Here is a 23,056-nt window from a genome sequence, read left to right as displayed (position 1 = left end):
AGAAAAAGCCATATAGAGGATTTGTGGGTCTAAAGTACTTAAAGGGAAGTAGAAATTGAATTTTCACACAAGTATATAGGAATTGGGATCGATTACTAGTACAATATAAATAGGAAAATATAATCAACCAAGTTCACGCGATGAGGATGAAATTCATGCAGGCATTAAACAAGAAACAAGAACATGATATGTTGGACACGGTCTTAAAAGAAGTTGTATTAGAAAATATAAATGACCTAATCTTTATTATGAAAGTCGAAGAAGGACCTTCATTTCGTTATGTATATATAAATGAATCAGCAAAGAAGAGTACGGATATTAAAAATGAAGATATGGGAAGGCTGCTGGATGAAGTACTTACAGGAGAGCTGGCAGCACGGCTCAAGGAGAAGTATGTTCAATTGGTAGAAAATGAAGAGACGATTATCTTCAGGGACACGATAAGGCTGCCAGGCAGGGAACAGGTAGTGAATGAATCGATTTTGACACCTATTAAAAATGAATTGGAAGAAATAGAATATGTGGTGTCAATCACTAGAGATGTCACTCCTTTGATGAGAGAAAAGAAAAGGCTTACAAATGCGAAAAACAGATATAAATCGATAATCGAACATAATTTAGACGCCATATTCATTTTGGATTCAAATGGAGTAATAAAGGAATCAAATATTGCCAGCTGTCAATTGACTGGTTATCAAAAAAGCCACCTGGTGAATACCAGTATCTTTGAGCTTTTTCACTCGTCGATAAAGGAAGACCTTCAGCAGACTTTAGAAATGGCTTTAAGCGGCACACCTGCCACATTGGAGCATTGTTTGATAAAAACCAATAAGAGAAAGGACAAAGTCACAAGCCTGAAAGCTGTTCCGATTGTGGTGAAAGAGAAGTTTGACGGATGTTATATCATTGTCAAGGATAATACAATTTCCTACGAGCAAAATGAAATGATTCATTATATGGCACTTCATGACCAATTGACCGGACTTTGGAACCGAAAAGCCTTAGATGAACATCTTCCCCTGTTCGTCCAATCGATGGAGGATACCGAACAGGAGTTATCGGTTCTATACTTGGATTTAGATCGATTTAAATTTGTGAATGATACCCTTGGATTAAAAGGGGGAGACCGATTCCTAAGTAAAATTTCAGAACGATTAGTGACCTTGACTGATGAACATTGTCTTCTTTATAGACAGGGGGGCGATGAATTCATCTATTTGTTGAAGAATAGCAGCATGGAAGATACAAAGAAAAAAGCAGGGGAAGTACTATCCCTATTTCATCAATCATTCACGATAGATGATCAGGAGTTCTATATCAGTCCTTCCATCGGGGTAAGCCGTTACCCTGCAGATGGGTACGACGCCAATTCACTTATCCAAAAGGCGGCACAGGCTTTATTTCAGGTGAAAGAAAAAGGGAGGGCCCATTACAGATTTTATCAAACTCACATGGAGTCAAGCTTTCCCAATTATATTATTATGGAATCACATTTGAGAAAAGCAATAGAGAAAGAAGAACTGTATATTCACTACCAACCCCAGATGAATTTATCAACTGGCAATGTCGACAGCTTTGAAGCGTTGATTCGATGGAATAATCGGAAATTCGGTTTTGTTTCTCCAGGACAGTTTATCCCGCTGGCAGAAGAAACGGGACTCATTCACGGGATCGGAGAGTGGGTGTTGGAGCAAGTATGCCTCCAATTAAAAAATTGGAGAAAAAAAGGGTATAAAAATGTACGTATCGCGATAAACATTTCTCCCAAACAATTTCTTCAAGAGCAGTTAGTGGAAACGATACGAGGATACCTTGCCAAGTATGAAATTCCTGCAACATGTCTTGAAATTGAAATTACAGAAGGGGCCATGCAGGATACCCAGCAAACATTAAAGGTGCTCAAGAAACTTAAGGAGCTGGGTGTATTTATTTCGGTGGATGATTTCGGAACGGGCTATTCATCACTAAATTATTTAAAAAGATTTCCTATCGATATTTTAAAAATCGATCAATCATTCGTTAGGGAAATCGGATACAGTCAAAAGGATTCAGCAATTACGACAACAATCATTCATCTCGCCCACAGCCTTGGCCTGGAAGTGATTGCTGAAGGTGTAGAAAAAGAAGGCCAGGTTCATTTCCTAAAAGAAGCAAAGTGCCAGAAAGCGCAAGGCTTTTACTTCAGTAAGCCAAAAGGTCCCGAGGAATTAGAGCACTATGTCCATGCTTAAACCGAATGAATTGTATGATCTTAGGATTTGACAGGTGTATGGGGATGACTTATGTTAAAATAAAGGGCGTATTAGTAGATTTCCTCATACTCCTTACTAAAGAGATTTAAATACTGAATGCATCGGAGCAGAAATCGTAAGCCCTTTTATTAAGCAATGTTTATAAAGGAGAGGGATTAAGATGAAAAAGAAGCAAATGGAAATCCTATTTCTCCCTACCGATAGAGGGACTGTAAAGGTGTATGTACACGGTTTTCATACTCCTCGATCTTTAGGTCATGTCATCGTTACATTTGATCATGTTTCTGTCGAAGCAAAAGGATATAGAAGAAATAAGACGATTATTAAAGCTTTGGCGCAACTGCATGAAACCATTGTTAATAATCAAGATAGTTAAATGATCTGTCCGGTATGTGATTTTCATCATGTGCCGGATTTTTTTACGTTAGAAGCTGGCTGTATGGAAAAGATTTGTGATAAGATAATGAGTGAATATTCATTCATTTTAAGAGGGGGAGAAGAAAAATGGCAGAAAAACAATCGGTGATCATCACTGGGGGATCCAATGGGATGGGGAAATACATGGCAAAATTTTTCCTTGAAAAAGGTTCGAATGTCCTCATCACGGGACGGAATGAAGAGAGGCTTCAGTCTGTAAAAGAAGAGTACGCTGGTCTTGAAGGGGAACTGGAAGTATTTCAGATGGATGTGAGAGAACCTGAGCACTCCGACGCAATGGTTAGATTCACTGTAGAGAAGTTCGGTAAAATTGATGTGTTGATCAACAATGCAGCCGGAAATTTTATATGTCCGGTTGAAAAACTGACACCTAACGGATGGAAGTCTGTCATTGATATCGTTCTAAATGGAACTTTCCTTTGTTCCCATGCAGTGGGCAATCATTGGATTGCAGAAAAGCATAAAGGCTCGATTATCAATATGGTGGCTACATACGCTTGGGATGCAGGGGCCGGTGTAGCTCACTCTGCTGCGGCAAAAGCAGGAGTCTTGTCATTGACGAGGACGCTTGCTGTTGAATGGGGTCACAAGTATGGGATACGTACCAATGCCATCGCCCCGGGACCAATTGAACGAACAGGAGGAGCAGAAAAATTATGGGTTTCAGAGGAAGCTGCCAAACGTACGATTGAAAGTGTACCTTTGAAAAGGTTGGGGACTCCTGAAGAGATTGCGGGGCTTGCTTACTTTATTTCTTCTGAACAAGCTGCGTACATGAATGGAGAATGCATCACCTTGGATGGGGGACAGTGGTTGAATCAATTTCCATTTTAAAACCAATCATTTATGCAATTGAGCGAACATAATAATAAATAAAAACCGTAGCTCTACAGAATGCAAACACTTAAAGCAAGTAAATTCTACAGTATCAAATTTTTCAGTGAGGTAGAATGCTTTTAAGTTTTTGCATTCTTTTTTATTGCCGATTTTTCGATAGTAGTGTTTTTCATACCAGCGTAACTTGCTATTTCAATTAGAACTTAATTAATAAAGGGGTCATATGTTATAATTATGCAAAAAAGTGTTTAGGGTTGGAGGAGTGCTTATGGATCCCTTAGATGTTATTTCAAATATTGAGAAAGTCATTCCTTATTTTCAACCGGTTTTCAGCGCGGATGAACATAAAATAATAGGTTATGAAGTGCTGGGCAGGATCATTCAGGACAATGGTGAGGCAGTAAGTCTCGGCCCTTTTTTTACTGGTAATGATATTCCTGATGAATATAAGATGGAAGTCGATGAGAGAGTGACGGGAAAGGCGCTTGAACAATTCGTTTCAGCTAATCAGGAAGGATTGATTTTTATCAACCGGGATGCAAGGCTGCTCATGATCGATCATGGGGAATCCTTCCTGGAATTACTGCAGCACTATAAAGACAAAGGACTTCAGCTGAATCGAATAGTATTAGAGCTTTCCGAGAAGACATTTCACGGCGATTTTGAACAGCTTGTACATGTTCTTCTATATTATAAAACATATGGAATAAAAGTCGCCATCGACAATGTTGGCGGAAACATGGGAGAGCTTGACAGGCTGTCACAATTCTCTCCGGATATCCTGAAAGTCGATCTTTCACAACTGCGTAATGATGCAGGAAACAAGATGTATAAAGATATTTTATTCAGTCTTTCCATGCTTGCAAGAAAGATTGGAGCTTCACTCCTGTTCGAAAATATCGAAATTAACTATCAGCTGCAGTTTGCGTGGTTGAATGGCGGCAGGTATTATCAAGGCTATTATCTAAAGCATCCTTCTGATACTTTTTTGAAAGGGGATATCCTAAAAGACAAACTAAAGGAAAAGTGTCAGGATTTCATTCGCTATGAAAAGAAACATTTAGAAGCAGGTTATCAATTCGCTGATGATTTACATAAAGAAATCACTCAAACACTATCACATTTGAAAAAACAAACAGAAGACTTTGATAACCTGCTCACCGGACTCGCGGTCACATTCACAGATAAGTGCTTTCGATTGTATATATGCGATGAGAACGGGTTTCAGGTCACAAGTAATATCCTGAAAGTACATGGTAATTGGGAACTCCATCAGCGGTTCAAGGGAAAGAATTGGAGCTGGCGCCCTTATTTCTTGGAAAATATCATCAGAATGAGAATCAATAAAAAAGGGTTATTGTCGGATATCTACAGTGATATTGATTCTGGGGAACCCATACGCACATACTCTTATCCATTCGGGAATGGATTATACCTCTTTATGGATTTATCGTATGAGTTTTTGTTTGAAGAAGAAAGCCTGCTTTACTAGAAACAGCTGGCAAAAACAGTTATTGGCTCAGCCTCAGTCACTGACGGAAGTCCATCCACTATTCCTTGAATAGGGTTTTCCCTTTAGGGGAAATTATCTGTAAAGGAACAATAAAGGAGGGGCTCGGATGAGTATTTTTATAATACTGCTCTCATTAATTGCAATAGGAGTAGCTGGATATTCAGTTTATTACACATTTAAGATTGCAGGGCAGGAGAAGAGGTTAAAAGGGGATTTTGATACAGATATTCCGGAGGCTGTTAAGCAGCATCCCTATATTCGGAATCCGGTGTTTCTTGCGATTTTAGTATTTACCGTTTTCGTGGTGGTTATGATTTTGTATCTTTCGTTTAATTTTTCATATTAATTTTGCTCTCGTAAGGCTAATTGATGGGCCTTAACTAGTCTCGGCAGCAGCACGAAAACGGGGATCTGTATGAAACAGAGCCATGATTGTAAAAAAGCTTGGAAAAACATTTTTAGTTTTCCAAGCTTTTTTTGGTTATAAATTCCAGTGTTCGTGGCGTTTAAGTTCCAAAAACACCGGGAAATTGACAAATAAGTGAAAACGATGTCAATCAATGTAGGGATTTTTCGAACAGAACTTAGCCAATCGACAAATTTCAATTGCTACAATAGATTCACCTAATTATTTTAAGGAGGGGAATAAAATGGCAAAAAGAAGATTATTGCTCTTATTTATGATCATCGGGCTGGTTTCAGCAGCATGTGGACAAGTCAATCAGACCCAGGCTTCCACGTTCGAGGAAAAGCAGGCAATGGCTTTTGTAAAGGAAGCATTCCAAATACAAGTCTCTTTAAGTGAGAAGCCTCAATCTCTCGATGCCATTGAGAGCAAGCTCGACACTTCCTTTACAGAGGATTTGTCAGACTCATTCATTGAAGAAAATGTCGTTAAAGTAGAGGATGGATATCAAACGTTTGGTTCTGACTTTGCACCATACTATATTCCATTCTTCAAATACGATGAGTCCACCAAAGTAAAGTATGCAGATGAAAAGTGGTACATATGGGAAGAGCGGACAGGTGAAGAAGAAGGTCCGGTATCATCAGCTGCAGGAGTGGAAGCAGTTGTATTAACTAAAGTTAAAGGTGATTGGAAGGTATCTTCCATAACAAATGAAGTGCCGGACAACATCAAGTCTCACAGAGAATAAAATTAAAAAAGATACCTCCAGTGTGATGAGGTATCTTTTTTGTGTAATGATTTATATGTTCAATGCCATTTTGAGTGCTTCCAAGTCAAAACCTGAGATTACTGTATCGTCGACAGTGATTGTTGGAGTGGAGTAAGATTTCAACTCGTTGACCAAATGATCTCTTGCTCCATTGTCTTCTTTAATATTTTTTTCAAGGTAGTCGATTTTATATTCTTTCAGGAAGAGCTTCACCACCTCGCAAGGAGGGCAATCCGGCTGGGTGTATAAAGTGACTTTTTTCAAAATTTCATTCCCCTTTTGTTTTTTTTGTTAAGTAATCCACAATTCCCATTGCAGAAACTTTCATGTCAAGTTCCAATAGCTGAAAGAGTGAGTGATGATGATCGATTCCTTTTCGGATTAAGGAATCTTTCACCATATCAAATAGTTCAGCAGAGAGTTTTTCAACGTTTTCCTCCATGGAAACCTCGGGAGAAAATGTTTTTTGTGCTTTTTCCATGAACAGATCCAGCCACATTTCAACTTCAGTAAGAGCATGTTCCACGTCTTCTGTCATCCCATAGTGACCGAAATAAATGCGGTTTAATTTCTTATCCCTGAAAAAATGGATCGCTGACTTCATTGAATCAGGGTTGAATTGGTTGGGTGATGTGGAAGGGAGATAGAAGGATGCTTCCTCTGTCCGATATTGGATTCCACATGTGTCACCAGTAAACATACCGCCTGAAACAGGATCGTAAATGCTGAAGTGATGGTTGGCATGACCTGGTGTATCAAAGAATGTGAGAGTGCACGTTTCACTAAGTTTTAAGGTTTCTTCATGATTTTTAACCATCATGCGTTCTTCCGGGATCGGTTTGATAGGTGCAAATAATGTTTCAAATTCGTCACCGTATACCGCTTTTGCCCCGGCGATCAACCTGGAAGGATCATTCATGTGTCTGTACCCTTTTGGGTGGACGATGATGGTCGCTGAAGGACACTCTTCCAGGAAAAGTCCCGCACCACCGGCATGATCTAAATGGATATGAGTCAGAATTATGTATTGAATATCTTCTAATTTAATGTTTAACTTAGAGAGACCTTTTTTTAAATATGGGATTGAAGGACTGGCAGATGTTTCAATGATCGCAAGTGATTCTTCTTGAATGATATAGCTCCCTGTCCGTTCTTTTAATGACAAATCCATTAGGTCTACTAATGATATCCTTGAATCTAAACGCTTGATACTCATCTTAACAAATCCTTTCTTAGTCAGTTGTCCTTTTTTCATTATATAGGATTTTTATCTGTATTAGGGCAAAACATTAGATTTAACAGGATAGAATTTGGTACAATGCAAAAGCTATGAAAAAAGAATTAGAACAGGAAAGGAGAGACTGCTTATGTCTCAGCTTCTTGGAATCATACAAAGATTAAAGACATTGCAAGAACAAGGTGAACAAGGGGAAACTCAACAGCGTTTTTTTGAATACAACGGAAAGAAGATCTGTGAGGTAAAGTATTTACCGAAACAGGATACCTTCGAAATTGAGGTCATGAATGAAAAAGGAAGCAGTTTTCCTTTTGACAACATTGACATCACAGCCATTGAAATATACGAACTGCTGCAAGAAGCAAATCAAGAATAACGCTAAGATAACCAGATGAGATCGAGTCTTGTTTGGTTATTTTTTTGTGCAAACAATTCCATTTTTTGTTATTTATGAAGCTAAAATTACTACATTTTTCTTCTCCTGTGTTAATATTAGGGTGGTGCTATTTTGTAAATGAATATAAAAAGATTGGCACTTAGAACCATGCTAAATGAAACATTCATAAAAAATGAGGGGTTTTACATGATTTCATTAAGTAGTAAGGAATTTTTAGAAACGAATATTAAAGAATTTATCATTCCATCAGAGAAGGTCGCTCACGTACAGATGGGTAATTCTCTTGAACATGCTTTGTTGTTACTCACAAAAAGCGGATATTCCTCCATACCGGTACTTGATTCTGCGTTTCGTTTTCAAGGACTCATCAGCTCATCTCTAATAACAGATGCAGTTCTGGGACTGGAGCGGTTTGAGTTTGAAAAGCTTGAAACAATGAAAGTAGAGGAAGTCATGACCACGGAATTCCCCACGATATCATTCGATGCTGATTTCAAAAAAGCGGTAGAACTCTTGATTGATCACCCATTCTTGTGTGTAGTCTCTGCAGATGGATATTTTGAAGGGATCATGACCAGAAGAGTGATGTTGAAGCAGCTTAGACGTAACATCTATAATCCTTAACATCTGTAAAATGAAAAGTGTTAAAGTATGGAATACTCGGAGACCCCATAGAGGGGAACTCCCTAATAAATCGAGGAGGATGGCATAACTTGTCATCCTCTTTCATTGAAGACTAATATAAGGAGAACACGATGAGCAGTTTGGGGAAGCAAGAATTGAAGCAGACAAAAAGAACCTATGTATTAATAGCCGTCATGCTGGCTATGTTTATGGGTGCAATTGAAGCGACGATCGTATCAACGGCAATGCCTGCGATTGTTGGGGATTTAGGGGGATTCTCACTCTATAGCTGGGTATTTTCCGCCTATTTATTGATGAATGCTGTCACTGTTTTAATTTATGGGAAATTATCTGATCTATTTGGAAGGAAGCCGATCATTACAACAGGTATCGTCATTTTCATGATAGGTTCTGTACTTTGCGGGTTTTCACAATCCATGACACAGCTGATAGTATTCAGATTCATCCAGGGCTTTGGAGCGGGTGCGGTACTTCCGATGGCAACGACGATAGTAGGGGATATTTATACGAAAGAAGAACGCGCCAAAATCCAAGGGTACTTATCCAGTGTTTGGGGGATTTCAGCAATCAGTGGCCCGCTTATCGGGGGAATTCTTGTTGAATATGTGAGCTGGCGTTATGTTTTTTGGGTGAACATCCCTCTTGGTCTCCTCGCCATTGCTGGACTCTGGCTCTTCTTGCATGAGAATATTGAAAAGAAAAAACCAATAATTGATTACGGTGGAGCTGCGTTACTTGTATTATCCGTTTCTTCCTTGATGATCGTGTTAGTAGAAGGTGGTGTCCGCCTCCCATGGAACTCCTGGCAGACGATTTTACTCGTCAATATATCGGTCATGTCACTTGCCGTGTTTATCTATCATGAGATGAGGACGCCGCAGCCTATGATGCCTTTTGATTTATGGAAGGTCCGCTCCATTCTGGTAGCGAATATGGTTTCACTGACAACCGGAATCATGCTGATCGGTATTTCAAGCTTTCTGCCTGCTTTTGTTCAAGGGGTCATGGAAAGAAGCGCTACAGTTGCTGGCTTTACGCTTACGGCTATGTCGATTGGATGGCCGATTTCCGCCACAATCGCCGGCCGTCTATTATTAAAAGCCGGCTACTTCATCACTTCGTTGATCGGGGGGATTTCTCTAATAGTGGGAGCATCTTTCTTTGTGTTTATGCAACCCTCCTTTGGACCATTATGGGCAGCAGGTGGATCCTTCTTTATCGGAGTCGGGATGGGATTATCTTCTACAGCCTTTATCGTTTCCATCCAATCCAATGTTGAATGGAAGGTAAGGGGAATAGCGACTGCAACGAATATGTTTATGAGGAATCTGGGAACGACCATTGGAGCTGCCCTGCTTGGAGGAATCCTCAACAGCAGGTTGAAGGATTATCTCCAAAAGTCTGAAGCAGACAATGAATTGTCCCTTGATGGAGTAAATGCTTTATTAAGCGAGTCAGAAAGAGCAAGTCTATCCCCAGGAATACTACAGACTCTTCAGGATGGGTTAACGTCTTCGCTTCACACCGTTTATCTTGTAGTACTTATCTTTGCTATAGTAAGTTTTATTGGGATCATGTTTCTGCCCAAAGATAGAGGTTTAAAGGAATAGGCGCATTCCCACTTGTAAAATTAAAATGAAAGTAATGATATTTAATAAAATCCCTGCTTGTTTAATGGAAACCTTCGAAGCTAATCTGACAGACAGCTGAGCCCCGATCAGTGCACCTAAGGCAAATGGGATTGCAGTCATCCAGTCGACATGGCCATTGCTGACATACATAATGAAAGCGCCTAGGCAGCTGACAAAGGTTTGAAATCTTGTCAACGCTACGGTCTTTAGATAATTTAGACCGTGCATCAAGTGAGTGTACATGATGAGCGTCGCCTGGCCGGGTCCGAATAAACCGTCATACATACTGATCAAGAAAAGTTTCCCTGACGGGAGCGTGTAATTTTCTTTTTTTCTTTCAGGCTGGAATCCTTTCAACAAGCTTAAGAGCAGGGCCAGTAATAAAAAGAAAAAAGCCATCCATTCGAGGACTGCCGGATTTATTTTGTCAGCAAGAAACGCACCAAGGATGCCCCCTGCCAATGCAAGTGGAATGATGGGGAGGCACTCCTTTAGGGTCACTTTCCGGTCTTTAAGCAAATAAACAAAGCTTGAAGATGAACTGATGATATTAGAGAATTTAGCAGTAGCAATACTTGTGTGAACGGGGATGCCGAGGAGCAGCATCATCGGCATTCCGATCAACCCCCCGCTCCCTGCCAGAGTACCCACAAATGCAACAGTCATCCCAGTTATAAACAAAAGCACTTCCAATTTTCTTCACCTCGCCGATCTTTGATACTTACAGTGTATTCCATATTATCTGATAATGAAATATTATTTATTTTAAGATATAATATAAGAAAAACTTATGAGGTTGTTATATGGCATTTACTGAATATCAATTATTACAAGTCTTAGCACAAGAAATGAATATGCGTAAGGCAGCTGAAAGGCTTTTTGTTTCTCAGCCTGCATTATCACAACGGCTGCAAAATATAGAAAAAGAATGGGGAACCAAACTTTTTCTACGTTCACAAAAAGGGCTGTCTTTGACACCGGCAGGGGAGCTTGTCGTCAAATTAGCGGATGAAATGCTCGGGAGACAAGAGATGGTAAAAGAACAAATCCAAGCAATGGAAAATGAAGTCCACGGTACTTTGAAAATTGCCTGTGCTTCAATTGTGGGACAGAATTGGCTCCCAAAAGTGCTGAAGCGCTTTGTCGAAACTTACCCCCACGCTAAAATTTCACTTATGACGGGATGGAGCAGCGAAATCCTGAAAGCCATCTATGAAGATGAAGTCCATATCGGGATCATCCGGGGTACACCGGACTGGAAAGGGCCGAAACATCATTTATTTCAAGATACGTTGTATCTAGTCGATCGTGAAATTCAATCGATCGAAGAAGTGATGAAAACAGACAGGCCGTTCATTCAATTTAAAAGTGACTCTAATTATTATCAGGAAATTCAGGAATGGTGGCACCGACAATTTCAAACGACCCCTAAGCGTACAATCGTCGTTGACCAAATCGAGACGTGCAAACAAATGACGCTGAATGGAATAGGCTATGCCATCCTGCCCGCAATCACCTTGAATGGAATGGAAGAGAATATTTATAAGCTTCCGTTGGTCGATGAACATGACACACTTATCCACCGCGATACTTGGCTGCTTGGGTATGAGTCTGCCTTTCAACTCAGGCAAGTCGATGCTTTTGTTAATGTTGTAAAAGAATTCCTTGATGGAAATTCTGTATAATCAGGATTTTTTGGTTGTCTTCTACCCTTTAATTTGATAAAGTAAATCAAGAAAGAATCTGAATTTATACATAATTTTGGAGGGAAAAGCATGAAAATGATGGACGCGAACGAGATTATCTCTTTTATTCAAAATAGTACGAAATCAACACCTGTAAAGGTTTATGTAAAAGGGCAATTGGAAGGGATCGACTTTGGATCTTCTTCACAAGCTTTCATTGAAGGGAGTACCGGCGTTGTTTTCGGAGAGTGGAACGAACTCTCGAAGGTGCTGGAAGAAAACAGTGAAAAAATTGAAGACTATGTTCTGGAAAATGACCGCAGAAACTCTGCAATTCCTCTATTGGATCTTAAAGGTGTTAAAGCCCGCATCGAACCAGGCGCAATCATCAGAGATCAAGTGGAAATCGGTGAAAACTGTGTAATCATGATGGGTTCTGTCATCAATATCGGTTCGGTCGTAGGTGCAGGTACAATGATCGATATGAACGTGGTTCTTGGCGGACGTGCAACTGTAGGGAAGAACTGTCATATTGGTGCAGGCGCTGTACTCGCAGGTGTCATTGAGCCTCCTTCCGCAAAACCGGTCATTATCGAGGACGACGTCGTGATTGGTGCGAACGCTGTTGTATTGGAAGGCGTAACGGTAGGAAAAGGCTCAGTTGTTGCAGCAGGAGCGGTAGTCGTCGATGATGTACCTCCATACACTGTAGTGGCAGGTACACCAGCTAAGAAGCTTAAAGACATTGATGAAAAAACAAAATCAAAAACCGAAATCAAGCAGGAGCTTCGCCAGCTTTAATTTAAAGGTGGTAAATAACAAACTTTACGAAAAGATTCTACTATTATAACAATCTCATGAAAGAACGGACGGAAAGAAAAACCTTTCGTCTGTTCTTTTTGTATAGGGATAAGAGAGAAAGGCAGGGAGTGGCATAATGAGTGTAACAGATTTCAAAACAATCAGAAGAGATCTCCACAAGATCCCTGAACTCGGATTTCAGGAATATAAGACACAAAAGTATTTGATAGATTACATTACAGGTCTGCCGGCACATAGATATGAAATGAAAAAATGGAAGACCGGATTGTTTGTAAAAGTAGCGGGAACAAATCCGTCAAGAACCATCGGCTACCGTGCTGATATTGATGGGTTGCCCATAAAAGAAGAAACAGGGTTGGAATTCTGTTCCGATCACTCTGGAAAAATGCATGCATGCGGTCACGATTTTCATATGTCGATTGCACTCGGGGTCCTGACATATTTTGTTGAGAAGCCCATTGAAGATGACCTATTGTTTATTTTTCAGCCTGCAGAGGAAGGACCGGGCGGAGCGAAACCTATGCTTGAAAGTGACGAGATGAAGCAGTGGATGCCTGATGCCATTTTCGCTCTCCATATAGCCCCTGAATATGAGGTCGGGACGGTTGCAATCAAGGAAGGTCTCTTATTTGCCAATACATCTGAGCTGTTTCTCAAGTTCAAAGGAAAAGGCGGCCACGCAGCTTATCCCCACCAGACAAAAGATATGATCGTAGCTGCTTCATATTTTGTGACTCAGCTTCAGTCCATTGTATCAAGGAATGTCGATCCATTGGACAGCGCAGTCATCACGATCGGCAAGATGGAAAGCGGTACAGTTCAAAACATCATTGCTGAAACCGCCACATTGGAGGGAACGATCCGCACACTCTCTCCCGAATCGATGAAGAGTGTGAAAACCAGATTGGAAGCATTGATTCAAGGAATGAAAATAAGTTACGACTGTGACGTTGAAGTTGATTATGGCAGTATGTATCAGCAGGTATACAATGATCCGGAATGGACGAGAGACTTCATTTCATTTGTAGAGGCATCCGACGACAGTAATCTAGTTATTTGTAAAGAGGCCATGACAGGAGAGGATTTTGGTTACATGCTGGAGGAAATTCCGGGATTCATGTTTTGGCTGGGAGTGAATTCCCCTTATGGACTGCATCATTCTAAATTGAATCCGGAGGAAGAAGCAATCGATTATGCGATATCTATCATTACAGAGTACTTTGAGTCTTTGAATGTTAAGAAAGAATAGTAAAAGGGCCGGCACCAAATAAATGGAGCCGGCCGTTTCTCACTTCATTACTGATCTTTCTTTTCGATATAGACCTGATGTGGGAAAGGAATTTCAATCCCGTTTTGGTCAAGGGCTTCTTTTAAGGCTTTGCGAAGCTTTCTTTCCACTCCCCACTGTTCCATATTCTTTGTCTTGCCGATAATGCGAAGAACCACGTCAGAAGCACCGAGGGTCTGAACCCCGATCACATTAGGACCTTCAACAATGTTGTCGTCCTCCTGAGCAATCTGGTCGCAAACCTGTTGGAGCACAACGATAGCTTTGTCGATATCATCATCATAAGAGATTCCAATATCTACAAGGGCACGCATATTTCCTCTTGAGTGATTACTTACACTGGTGATTTCCCTGTTCGGGACATAATGGAGCGTTCCATCAAATCCACGGATATGAGTAGTGCGAAGTCCAACCTCTTCTACAATACCTGAGAAATTCCCGGTGGAAACGTAGTCGCCAACATCCACTTGTTTTTCTAATAGAATGAAAAAACCTGTCACAACATCACTGACAAGCCCCTGGGCACCGAATCCGACTGCAAGACCAATGATGCCGGCACCAGCCAGGATAGCTGTTACCTGGATACCGAAGATTTGTAAAATTGTTACGAAGAAGATAAAAATCAGAACGTATCCAACTATATTTTTACTAAGGCTTTGAAGCGTCTGTGCCCTGCCGGCAGAAACGTCATTTCTCTTGCTGTACTTATCAAATATTCTTTCGAGCACTTTGTTTGCTGCCCCTTTTACTACTATGAAAGCAATCCAGATTGCTAAAACCTGTAAAGCACCGATTCCAATCGTGACAAGTAACCCGCCCCAATTGAAATTGGCGATCTTATCGCCTAATACATTCAGTCCAACTATGTAATTCAAGCAAAACATCCTTTCTGATAAAGTAATGAACCTTTATAGTATATACATTGCTATAAGGGTTATGTCAAAGAAGAAATCTGTAAAATGCATATTGTTTTATTCCCCTGTTTAAAAATGGTAAACTCTAATCATGTACTCGGATATTGATTTTTTTACTTGTTAAAGTGACTAAATCTTTATTAAATAGGGAAAAACAATTAAGGGATTGACTTCATAGATTATAATCATTTTAAAATTAAATTCATTATAATCTACCGTTGACTGGGCAAAACTAATCCCTTATAATGAAAATTGTGATTCAGAAAGGACAGGCTTTTAGCCGACGCCTTTCTCAAAATTTTATCAAAAACTCATTGGAGGGATTTTTACATGGCAGAACGCATGGTAGGTAAACAAGCGCCACGTTTTGAAATGGACGCTGTAATGCCAAACAAAGAATTTGGTAAGGTATCTCTTGAAGAAAATATGAAAAACGATAAATGGACAGTATTGTTCTTCTACCCAATGGACTTCACTTTCGTGTGTCCAACTGAAATTACAGCAATGTCAGACCGTTACGATGAGTTCGAAGATTTAGATGCAGAAGTTATCGGTGTTTCTACAGACACTATCCATACACACTTAGCCTGGATTAACACTGACCGTAAAGAAAACGGTCTTGGTGAGTTAAGATATCCGCTTGCTGCGGACACTAACCACAGTATTTCCAAGGAATACGGTGTATTAATTGAAGATGAGGGTGTAGCTCTTCGCGGACTATACATCATCAGTCCTGAAGGTGAACTTCAATATCAAGTAGTATTCCACAACAACATCGGCCGTGACGTTGAAGAAACACTGCGTGTTCTTCAAGCGCTTCAAACAGGCGGACTTTGCCCGGCTAACTGGAAACCAGGTCAAAAAACTTTATAATATCCAAATGAATAAAGGCCTAACCGTTTGTTAGGCCTTTTTCTTATCCTGGTGGATCATTTATTGAGTAATGATTACCAATTAATATAATTTTTAAAATAACTGGAGGTTAGATCATGAAACTTCGTGAACCAATGCCTGAACTAAACGGTGCGACTGAATGGTTAAATGGTGAAGTAACGAAACAAGATCTTATCGGGGAAAAGCCGACACTTATTCATTTCTGGTCTGTCAGCTGTCACCTATGTAAGGAAGCAATGCCTCAAGTCAATGAGTTCCGTGATAAATACAATGACAAGCTGAATGTAATGGCCGTTCATATGCCGCGTTCCGAAGATGATTTAAATATGGAAGACATCAAAAAGGTAGCGGCTGAACATGATATTACACAGCCTATTTTCGTGGACAGTGAGCATAAACTGACAGATGCTTTTGACAATCAATATGTCCCTGCATATTATGTGTTCGATAAAGATGGAAACCTCCGTCATTTCCAAGCAGGCGGAAGCGGCATGAAAATGCTTGAAAAGCGGGTCAACAGAGTACTCGGCGAGATGGAAAAAAGCGAATAATCCTGCAAATTACGCAGAATGGATCGGTCATTAGACCGATCTTTTTTTGTTTTTTTCTTTTTAAAATAGGTTTGAACAGAAAAATAAAAAACAATTCACAAAAAAGTAAAAAATTCTAAAAAAAGGGTAGATAAATATTTCGAAACCCGATATATTTAATAATACGTCGTTTTTTAAGCACCAAGGGAAGGGAGAGGTATTATGGAAACATTCAAAAAATTAAAAGCCTATTATTGGCCCTATAAGAAATACTTTTTTATCTCAATGTTTTTCCTGCTGTTTGTAACCGGTATCACCGTCGTGTACCCGGTCATCCTTCAGAAAACCATTGATGATGTGATTTTGCAAGGTAACTATCAATGGATTCCTTATCTGGCATTTGGTTTTGTCGGCATCATGATACTAAAAGGAATCACCACATTCGTTCAGCAGTACTGCGGAGATTTATTTGGAATCACTTCCGTGTACAGGCTGAGAAATGAGCTGTATGAAAAGCTGCAATTCCTTCCATTCAGTTATTATGACAATGCAAAGACCGGCGACTTAATGTCACGTTTGACTGCCGATGTAGAAGCATTCCGCTTTTTCTTATCATTCGGTTTTACAGAACTTTTACGTTTCTTCTTATTAATCACCGTCAGCTTCGGAGTCATGTTTTATTATTCTCCTTCTCTGACATTCGTGACACTTGTGACGCTGCCATTTCTGGCTATTACCGTCTATAAATTTGATAAAGCAGTGCATCCCGCTTTCAGAGGGATCCGTAAATCCTTCGGTAAATTGAATACCAATGTCCAGGAAAATATCAGCGGTATCAATACTGTCAAATCGCTGTCACGGGAAGAGTTCCAAATCAATAAATTCAACACATCAAATGGAGATTATAAAGATAAGTATCTGTTCACATCGGACATATGGGCTAAATACTTTCCATTAATGGAGTTCCTCGGAAATGCCAGTGTCGTCACGCTCCTTGCATACGGTGGCTACCTGGTCATGAATGGGAATCTTCAGCCAGGTGAACTTGTTGCGTTTTACAGCTTGGTTTGGTATATCATCTGGCCGATCATGAACCTCGGTTTCACCATCAATTTATTCTCTCAATCAAAAGCTTCAGGGGAACGATTATTGGAAATCCTTGAAGTGGATGAAAAAATCAAGGATCATGATGCAGTTGTCCATGTTGACAGGATGAAAGGCGAAGTACAGTTTAATCAGGTATCTTTAAACTACACAGAACACGATGAAGCTGCATTGGAGGATATATCCTTTAAAGCAGAAAGCGGGAAAGTCATCGGACTGATCGGTAGTACAGGATCAGGAAAAACGAGCATAACTCAATTGATGACACGCTTCTATGAACCGACTCAAGGAGAAATCCTCATCGACGGGAAAGCGTTATGTGATTATTCATTAAAATCCCTTCGGAAAAATATCGGGGTTGTTCTTCAAGAATCCTTCCTGTTTTCTTCTACTATTAAGGCCAACATTTCATACGGCCGTCCTGAAGCAACGATGGAAGAAATTATTGAAGCTGCAAAGATGGCGCAGGCACACGACTTCATCACCGAGCTTCCAGATGGATATGATACAAAGCTTGGAGAGAGGGGACTTGGGCTTTCTGGAGGACAGAAGCAGCGAATTGCTATCGCTCGTGCACTCTGTACAAATCCATCCATTTTGATTCTTGACGATGCAACAAGTGCAGTAGATATGGAAACGGAATTCAGAATTCAAAAGGCGCTGAAAAATGCCATGTCCGACCGGACGACCTTCATCATTGCACATAGAATTTCCTCATTGAAACATGCAGACGAGATACTGGTCTTGGAAAATGGAAAGATTGTGGAGCGGGGTCTTCATGACTTCCTTCTCCAAAATAATGGACCTTATCAGCGCATTTACGACATACAATACAAAGATCAAAAAAAGATACTTCAAGCACAAGGAAGGTAGGTGAGGGGAATGAGTAAGAAATCTAAAGTCAATAAGAATGTCTTAAGCCGGTTTCATTATTCAACCGATCAGGTAATCGACAAGCCTTTTAACTGGGAACAGCTTTGGCGCTTACTAACTTATTTAAAACCGTATTCGAAAAAACTGCTTCCCCTTTCGATCATTACCGTTCTGGTCACGACCGCTATCCGGTTGATCATCCCTATTCTGATAGGGGTATACACCCTTGATAAAGCGATACGACAGAAAGATGGAACGCTCCTTTTTACACTGGTGGGCATTATCGCCGGACTCTATGTCATTAATTACATCGCCAACGTTCTCCGGATACGCTGGATGAACCAGCTGGGGCAAGGGGTCATTTATGATTTGAGGAAGCATCTGTTCAGTCATGTTCAGTGGCTCTCGCACCGCTTCTTCGATCAGCGCTCGGCCGGTTCGATCCTCGTTCGGATCATGAACGATATCAACTCCCTTCAGGAGCTATTTACGAATGGAGTCATCAATCTGCTGATGGACATCATCCTGCTTGCCGGGATCATTGTCATCTTATTCACGCTCAGTCCGGAACTTACATTGGCAGTCATGGTCATTTTGCCAATCATGTTCTTTATTTCCACCAGCCTGCGAAAAAATATCCGCAGGTCCTGGCAGGATGTGAGAATAAAGCAAGCAAAACTCAATTCTCATTTGAATGAGAGCATACAGGGGATTCGGGTTACTCAATCGTTTACCCAGGAAAAAGAAAACATGGCTTTCTTCGATGGTGTTAACATCGAAACGTTCGACAGCTGGAAAACAGCCACAAAGAAAAATGCCATGTTCAGGCCGATGGTTGAATTGACTAATGCAGTTGGGACAGCCGTATTGATCTGGTATGGAGCACACCTTATCCAAGGTGGATCTCTCCAGCTTGGGGAATTTGTTTCATTTGCCTTCTACCTGGGGATGTTCTGGGAGCCTATTTCTAGGCTTGGCCAGGTATACAATCAGCTGCTGATCGGGATGGCATCATCCGAGCGTATCTTTGAGTTTCTGGATGAACAGCCGATCGTCAATGAAAAGAAAGATGCTATCGAGTTGAACGATATCAAAGGAAGAATCCAATTTGAGAATGTTGAATTCTCCTATGATGATAAGAGAAAAGCGTTAAAGAATATCGATCTGGAAATGAAGGAAGGCCAGACCGTCGCATTGGTCGGTCACACAGGCTCCGGGAAAACAACCATCGCTAATTTGATCAGCCGTTTTTACGATCCTACAAAAGGCGAAGTGAAAATAGACGGCGTCAATTTACGTGAGGTAACAGTCTCTAGCTTGCGAAGCCAAATCAGCATCGTCCTGCAGGATACATTCATCTTCTCGGGAACCATCAAGGATAACATCCGTTTCGGACGACCGGATGCTTCGGATGAAGAAGTAAGAGCGGCTGCCGAAGCCATTGGAGCGAACGAATTCATCGAGAAACTCTCAGAAGGCTACGATACCGAGGTTGAAGAAAGAGGAAACGTCTTATCCGTTGGCGAAAGACAGCTATTGTCATTTGCCCGCGCGCTGCTCGCTAATCCGCGCATCATCATTTTAGATGAAGCCACAGCTTCCATCGACACAGAAACTGAAGTCAAGATTCAAAACGCCTTGAAAAAATTGCTGGCGGGACGCACAGCGATCATCATTGCACACCGTCTCTCTACCATCCGTGAATCGGATAACATCTTTGTACTGGAACACGGAAAGATCAAGGAATCCGGAAATCATGATGAACTCATGGATCAGGAAGGCGATTATTATGAATTGGTAAAATCGCAGTTTAAGATGTTGGAGGCTATGTAGGATTGAGTTTGTGGTTGTGTTGAGTTTTTTGATTTGAGATTTGGGAAGGGCCCTGCACTTGGTGTGCAGGGCTTTTTGTTTTTGAGAGGGCTTTTGGAGATGGAGGAGGGGCGGGGTGGGTGCGAAATTTGGCGAAATATGAAGAATTGTCGGTAAATGGGAGGTTTTTGTTGATATATCCGGAAAAACGTTGATATAAATTTTTTCTCGTTGATAATTCACTAATAACGTTGGTAAACTATAATTTATCGTTGATAACCTCCTGCTTACTGATCAAACACTCGCTTAAATACACGAATCTATTTTAGAACTGGACGTTTTATAATTAGGCCGCCTTAATCAGGCGGATTTTCAAATTTAATAACAAGAATGAAAACATTTTCGAAGAAAATAAAGGGTTTTATCTGGTAAATGTAGAATGGAAAACAAGTGAGAAAGAACAAAAGTAATCCGAGGAGTGAAAAATTGATACTGAGAGAACGACCCGTCCCCGAAATAATTAAATTTCACGAAGCTTCATTAAAAAGATTACCACCCCTTTCCGACTTTCGCCCCCAAATTAAGGAATCCTTGTTAAAAGCATGGGCTGGCTACCATGGTGAATGTAAAGTAGATCGATTGTTAAGCATCATCGACAACAAGGAGATGCATATCATTAATGATCTGTGCTTAAAAATAGGCAATACCTATATTCAAATAGATACATTAATTCTCACAAAATATTTAGCTCTGATTCTCGAAATCAAGAATATATCTGGCCATGTTGAATTTTCCCTGGAGTTTGGTCAGATACAGAGAACGCTAAATGGTGAGATAACAGCTTTTCCAAGTCCGGTAGCACAGTGTAAAAAATACAGGATTCATTTGATAAACTGGTTTAAAAAAATGAAACTGCCTGATATCCCAATAGAGTATTTAGTGGTTTTTACGAATTCTTCATCGCTTTTGACTGCTTCTCCATTAGACACTGAAGTACTTGATAAAGTGTTAAGAATTGAAAACCTGCTCCCAAAAATTCAACATTTGATGAAGATCTTCGACACTCCCCATCTTGAAGAAAAAGAATTGAAACGCACTTCAAAATTACTCCTGAAGGAGCACCATCCATATCCTATGAAAAAATTCCAAATTGATTACATGAAAGGAATACAGTGTTCAAAGTGTGAAGAGTTTTCCATGATCAGAAGAAAGGCTTCCTGACTTTGTGTAAAATGCAGCTCATTTGATAAAAAAGTTCATGTGCAAGCGATCAATGATTATTTCTTGCTTATTGGGCCAACTATTACAAATCAAGAAGCAAGAGATTTCCTTAACATTTCATCGCCCCGACACGCACATTATTTACTGCAATCCATGTCTTTAAATCAATTCGGTACCGGGAAAGGGACAACTTATTCCTGTCCGAAGTAGTTTTCCATCTGAAACCCCTGATGTGGTGGCAACGTTCCATCCATAAGCATATCCCTTGCCTCACCCCTCACCAACCATATAAACTATAACCAAACAAAAAGTTTGTGAAAAACGTCACAAAATATTCATGTTCAACACATCACAAACTACTCAATAGGTTTTATAATAGCCTTTAAGTGATAAATAGTAAGTATTCGTTATTAATTGGTAGGGGGATTAATGAAATGGTTTTAGACAGTGTGATATTGAGTAGAATGCTTACATCCACGACCCTTGCGTTTCATATTATATTTGCGACGATTGGTGTGGGTGTGCCAATTATGATATCGATTGCTGAGTTTGTGGGGATCAAGCGTAATGATCCTCATTATATTTTACTTGCAAGAAGATGGGCGAGAGGGTTTACGATTACCGTTGCTGTAGGGGTTGTTACGGGTACTGCGATAGGGCTGCAGTTATCCATGCTATGGCCGGCTTTCATGCAGGTGGCCGGACAGGTGATCGCACTTCCTCTGTTTATGGAGACATTTGCGTTTTTCTTTGAGGCTATCTTTCTAGGAATCTATTTATATACGTGGGACCGCTTCAAGTATAAGTGGATTCACTGGCTGTTGACGATTCCCGTCATGATCGGGTCTTCTGCTTCAGCTTTGTTTATTACGACGGTGAATGGGTTCATGAATACTCCGCAGGGCTTTGAGCTGAGTGATGGGAAAGCGATCAATATTGATCCGATTGCAGCCATGCTGAATCCTGCGACGCCAACAAAGGTGTTCCATGTACTGACGACAGCTTATTTGACTTCAGCTTTGATACTGGCAGGTATTACGGCTTTTGCGATTTTAAAGAAAAAGGGTAGCGAGTATCATCGCAAGGCTCTCCGTTTAACGATGGTATCAGCGCTTATCTTTGCATTTGCGACAGCCCTGGCAGGGGATTTGTCTGCAAAGTTCCTGGCAGAGCACCAGCCTGAAAAACTCGCTGCTGCCGAGTGGCATTTCGAAACTGAGAAAAACGCCGATCTGATTGTATTCGGTACGCTGGATGAAAATAATGAGGTTCATAATGAAATTAGGCTTCCCGGTTTTCTGAGCTTTTTAGCCGGCAGCTCATTCGATCATGAAGTCATCGGATTAAACGAGACACCGGAAGATGAAAGGCCGCCATTATGGATTCATTATTTGTTTGATCTGATGGTATCGATTGGATTCTACAGTATCTTCATTTCAGGGGTGTTCATTCTTTTCTGGAAATGGAAGAAACGGAACGAATGGAACAAGCCGCTATTATGGGGGATTGTTGCAAGTGGTCCGCTGGCTATGCTTGCAATCGAATTCGGCTGGATCTATGCAGAGGTAGGGCGCCAGCCGTGGATCCTGAGAGGATACATGAAGGTTGCGGATGCTGCCACTAAAGCAGATGGTGTCGGCTTGACGTTTGTGATGTTTGTTGCTCTATACGTTCTGCTCGGGATTTTATGTGTAGTCGTGTTAATCAAGATGTTCAAGAATAAACCGGCAGAAGCTGAGTTGGAACAGCGTTTTCCTAAACGTACTGCATAATTACGCCAGCCCC

22 protein-coding genes are annotated in these 23,056 nt (G+C 40.6%); 18 read left to right on the top strand and 4 right to left on the bottom strand.

The window, feature by feature from the left end; genetic code table 11:
• Window positions 1-155: 155 nt before the first annotated feature.
• From ACXAFV_RS18860 to ACXAFV_RS18835, 6 genes are all read left to right on the top strand, one after another.
• Entirely contained in the window at window positions 156-2,231 is a 2,076-nt protein-coding gene (locus tag ACXAFV_RS18860; RefSeq protein ID WP_475128730.1) for a sensor domain-containing protein, read from the top strand.
• A gap of 181 nt (window positions 2,232-2,412) precedes the next feature.
• Window positions 2,413-2,628: a hypothetical protein gene (locus tag ACXAFV_RS18855; protein ID WP_475128726.1), complete on the top strand. Its 216-nt coding sequence runs from the start codon at window positions 2,413-2,415 to the stop codon at window positions 2,626-2,628.
• A 128-nt stretch (window positions 2,629-2,756) separates the two neighbouring features.
• The gene (gene fadH, locus ACXAFV_RS18850; RefSeq protein WP_475128725.1) at window positions 2,757-3,524 is read left to right on the top strand and encodes a 2,4-dienoyl-CoA reductase; all 768 of its coding nucleotides are present in this window, start codon (window positions 2,757-2,759) and stop codon (window positions 3,522-3,524) included.
• A 271-nt stretch (window positions 3,525-3,795) separates the two neighbouring features.
• Complete coding sequence (locus tag ACXAFV_RS18845; RefSeq protein ID WP_475128724.1) at window positions 3,796-5,019, top strand: EAL domain-containing protein; 1,224 nt, start codon at window positions 3,796-3,798, stop codon at window positions 5,017-5,019.
• A 127-nt stretch (window positions 5,020-5,146) separates the two neighbouring features.
• Window positions 5,147-5,386, top strand: a complete 240-nt coding sequence (locus ACXAFV_RS18840) for a hypothetical protein (RefSeq protein WP_475128720.1) — start codon at window positions 5,147-5,149, stop codon at window positions 5,384-5,386.
• A 304-nt stretch (window positions 5,387-5,690) separates the two neighbouring features.
• Window positions 5,691-6,197, top strand: a complete 507-nt coding sequence (locus ACXAFV_RS18835) for a DUF3993 domain-containing protein (RefSeq protein WP_475128717.1) — start codon at window positions 5,691-5,693, stop codon at window positions 6,195-6,197.
• A gap of 51 nt (window positions 6,198-6,248) precedes the next feature.
• Here ACXAFV_RS18835 and ACXAFV_RS18830 read toward each other — a convergent pair whose 3' ends face one another.
• Together ACXAFV_RS18830 and ACXAFV_RS18825 are read right to left on the bottom strand one after the other, a co-directional pair.
• Window positions 6,249-6,482: a glutaredoxin family protein gene (locus ACXAFV_RS18830; protein ID WP_475128714.1), complete on the bottom strand. Its 234-nt coding sequence runs from the start codon at window positions 6,480-6,482 to the stop codon at window positions 6,249-6,251.
• 4 nt (window positions 6,483-6,486) lie between these two features.
• A complete protein-coding gene (locus ACXAFV_RS18825; protein ID WP_475128712.1) occupies window positions 6,487-7,434 on the bottom strand; it encodes an MBL fold metallo-hydrolase in 948 nt (315 codons plus the stop codon).
• Window positions 7,435-7,585: 151 nt separating this feature from the next.
• Here ACXAFV_RS18825 and ACXAFV_RS18820 point away from each other — a divergent pair, with 151 nt between their 5' ends.
• The 3 genes from ACXAFV_RS18820 (at window position 7,586) to ACXAFV_RS18810 (ending at window position 10,107) form a co-directional block, all read left to right on the top strand.
• Window positions 7,586-7,831 carry a YkuJ family protein gene (locus tag ACXAFV_RS18820; RefSeq protein WP_032089035.1) on the top strand — a complete coding sequence of 82 codons (246 nt, stop codon included), beginning with the start codon at window positions 7,586-7,588 and terminating at the stop codon, window positions 7,829-7,831.
• 207 nt (window positions 7,832-8,038) lie between these two features.
• Window positions 8,039-8,476 (top strand): cyclic-di-AMP-binding protein CbpB, encoded by a 438-nt coding sequence (cbpB, locus tag ACXAFV_RS18815; RefSeq protein WP_475128710.1) that lies wholly within the window; start codon window positions 8,039-8,041, stop codon window positions 8,474-8,476.
• Window positions 8,477-8,607: 131 nt separating this feature from the next.
• Entirely contained in the window at window positions 8,608-10,107 is a 1,500-nt protein-coding gene (locus ACXAFV_RS18810) for an MDR family MFS transporter (protein WP_475128708.1), read from the top strand.
• Here ACXAFV_RS18810 and ACXAFV_RS18805 read toward each other — a convergent pair.
• On the bottom strand, window positions 10,096-10,815 hold the full coding sequence (locus ACXAFV_RS18805) for a sulfite exporter TauE/SafE family protein (protein ID WP_475128990.1): 720 nt from the start codon (window positions 10,813-10,815) through the stop codon (window positions 10,096-10,098). The two genes, ACXAFV_RS18810 and ACXAFV_RS18805, sit on opposite strands and share 12 nt — an antisense overlap.
• Window positions 10,816-10,931: 116 nt before the next feature.
• On the opposite strand from ACXAFV_RS18805, the gene ACXAFV_RS18800 reads away from it, so the two are divergent.
• The 3 genes from ACXAFV_RS18800 (at window position 10,932) to ACXAFV_RS18790 (ending at window position 13,884) form a co-directional block, all read left to right on the top strand.
• Complete coding sequence (locus ACXAFV_RS18800) at window positions 10,932-11,813, top strand: LysR family transcriptional regulator (protein ID WP_475128707.1); 882 nt, start codon at window positions 10,932-10,934, stop codon at window positions 11,811-11,813.
• 90 nt (window positions 11,814-11,903) lie between these two features.
• On the top strand, window positions 11,904-12,614 hold the full coding sequence (gene dapD, locus ACXAFV_RS18795; RefSeq protein WP_475128706.1) for a 2,3,4,5-tetrahydropyridine-2,6-dicarboxylate N-acetyltransferase: 711 nt from the start codon (window positions 11,904-11,906) through the stop codon (window positions 12,612-12,614).
• 136 nt (window positions 12,615-12,750) lie between these two features.
• A complete protein-coding gene (locus tag ACXAFV_RS18790) occupies window positions 12,751-13,884 on the top strand; it encodes an N-acetyldiaminopimelate deacetylase (RefSeq protein ID WP_475128704.1) in 1,134 nt (377 codons plus the stop codon).
• A gap of 47 nt (window positions 13,885-13,931) precedes the next feature.
• Here ACXAFV_RS18790 and ACXAFV_RS18785 read toward each other — a convergent pair whose 3' ends face one another.
• Entirely contained in the window at window positions 13,932-14,807 is an 876-nt protein-coding gene (locus tag ACXAFV_RS18785) for a mechanosensitive ion channel family protein (protein WP_475128702.1), read from the bottom strand.
• 360 nt (window positions 14,808-15,167) lie between these two features.
• On the opposite strand from ACXAFV_RS18785, the gene ACXAFV_RS18780 reads away from it, so the two are divergent.
• The 6 genes from ACXAFV_RS18780 (at window position 15,168) to ACXAFV_RS18755 (ending at window position 23,043) form a co-directional block, all read left to right on the top strand.
• Complete coding sequence (locus tag ACXAFV_RS18780; RefSeq protein ID WP_475128700.1) at window positions 15,168-15,710, top strand: peroxiredoxin; 543 nt, start codon at window positions 15,168-15,170, stop codon at window positions 15,708-15,710.
• Between the two features lie 116 nt (window positions 15,711-15,826).
• Entirely contained in the window at window positions 15,827-16,282 is a 456-nt protein-coding gene (locus ACXAFV_RS18775; RefSeq protein WP_475128699.1) for a TlpA family protein disulfide reductase, read from the top strand.
• A 201-nt stretch (window positions 16,283-16,483) separates the two neighbouring features.
• Window positions 16,484-18,238: an ABC transporter ATP-binding protein gene (locus ACXAFV_RS18770; protein ID WP_475128698.1), complete on the top strand. Its 1,755-nt coding sequence runs from the start codon at window positions 16,484-16,486 to the stop codon at window positions 18,236-18,238.
• Window positions 18,239-18,247: 9 nt separating this feature from the next.
• On the top strand, window positions 18,248-20,071 hold the full coding sequence (locus ACXAFV_RS18765) for an ABC transporter ATP-binding protein (protein ID WP_475128696.1): 1,824 nt from the start codon (window positions 18,248-18,250) through the stop codon (window positions 20,069-20,071).
• 429 nt (window positions 20,072-20,500) lie between these two features.
• Window positions 20,501-21,271 (top strand): nuclease-related domain-containing protein, encoded by a 771-nt coding sequence (locus ACXAFV_RS18760; RefSeq protein ID WP_475128694.1) that lies wholly within the window; start codon window positions 20,501-20,503, stop codon window positions 21,269-21,271.
• 434 nt (window positions 21,272-21,705) lie between these two features.
• On the top strand, window positions 21,706-23,043 hold the full coding sequence (locus tag ACXAFV_RS18755; protein ID WP_475128692.1) for a cytochrome ubiquinol oxidase subunit I: 1,338 nt from the start codon (window positions 21,706-21,708) through the stop codon (window positions 23,041-23,043).
• Window positions 23,044-23,056 lie beyond the last annotated feature (13 nt).

This window comes from Rossellomorea sp. ABR4_012 (assembly GCF_056159545.1).
The sequence above is the reverse complement of the archived record's forward strand: the minus strand, read 5'-3'. Positions and strand labels throughout refer to the sequence as shown.

Bases quoted from the DNA above. Each gene is read 5' to 3' on its own strand.
- ACXAFV_RS18855 (WP_475128726.1), top strand. From the start codon at position 2,413: ATGAAAAAGAAGCAAATGGAAATCCTATTTCTCCCTACCGATAGAGGG.
- ACXAFV_RS18840 (WP_475128720.1), top strand. From the start codon at position 5,147: ATGAGTATTTTTATAATACTGCTCTCATTAATTGCAATAGGAGTAGCT.
- fadH (WP_475128725.1), top strand. From the start codon at position 2,757: ATGGCAGAAAAACAATCGGTGATCATCACTGGGGGATCCAATGGGATG.
- ACXAFV_RS18825 (WP_475128712.1), bottom strand. From the start codon at position 7,434: ATGAGTATCAAGCGTTTAGATTCAAGGATATCATTAGTAGACCTAATG.
- ACXAFV_RS18770 (WP_475128698.1), top strand. From the start codon at position 16,484: ATGGAAACATTCAAAAAATTAAAAGCCTATTATTGGCCCTATAAGAAA.
- cbpB (WP_475128710.1), top strand. From the start codon at position 8,039: ATGATTTCATTAAGTAGTAAGGAATTTTTAGAAACGAATATTAAAGAA.
- ACXAFV_RS18790 (WP_475128704.1), top strand. From the start codon at position 12,751: ATGAGTGTAACAGATTTCAAAACAATCAGAAGAGATCTCCACAAGATC.
- ACXAFV_RS18860 (WP_475128730.1), top strand. From the start codon at position 156: ATGCAGGCATTAAACAAGAAACAAGAACATGATATGTTGGACACGGTC.
- ACXAFV_RS18845 (WP_475128724.1), top strand. From the start codon at position 3,796: ATGGATCCCTTAGATGTTATTTCAAATATTGAGAAAGTCATTCCTTAT.
- ACXAFV_RS18810 (WP_475128708.1), top strand. From the start codon at position 8,608: ATGAGCAGTTTGGGGAAGCAAGAATTGAAGCAGACAAAAAGAACCTAT.
- ACXAFV_RS18820 (WP_032089035.1), top strand. From the start codon at position 7,586: ATGTCTCAGCTTCTTGGAATCATACAAAGATTAAAGACATTGCAAGAA.
- ACXAFV_RS18800 (WP_475128707.1), top strand. From the start codon at position 10,932: ATGGCATTTACTGAATATCAATTATTACAAGTCTTAGCACAAGAAATG.
- ACXAFV_RS18775 (WP_475128699.1), top strand. From the start codon at position 15,827: ATGAAACTTCGTGAACCAATGCCTGAACTAAACGGTGCGACTGAATGG.
- ACXAFV_RS18765 (WP_475128696.1), top strand. From the start codon at position 18,248: ATGAGTAAGAAATCTAAAGTCAATAAGAATGTCTTAAGCCGGTTTCAT.
- ACXAFV_RS18780 (WP_475128700.1), top strand. From the start codon at position 15,168: ATGGCAGAACGCATGGTAGGTAAACAAGCGCCACGTTTTGAAATGGAC.
- ACXAFV_RS18785 (WP_475128702.1), bottom strand. From the start codon at position 14,807: ATGTTTTGCTTGAATTACATAGTTGGACTGAATGTATTAGGCGATAAG.
- ACXAFV_RS18755 (WP_475128692.1), top strand. From the start codon at position 21,706: ATGGTTTTAGACAGTGTGATATTGAGTAGAATGCTTACATCCACGACC.
- dapD (WP_475128706.1), top strand. From the start codon at position 11,904: ATGAAAATGATGGACGCGAACGAGATTATCTCTTTTATTCAAAATAGT.
- ACXAFV_RS18835 (WP_475128717.1), top strand. From the start codon at position 5,691: ATGGCAAAAAGAAGATTATTGCTCTTATTTATGATCATCGGGCTGGTT.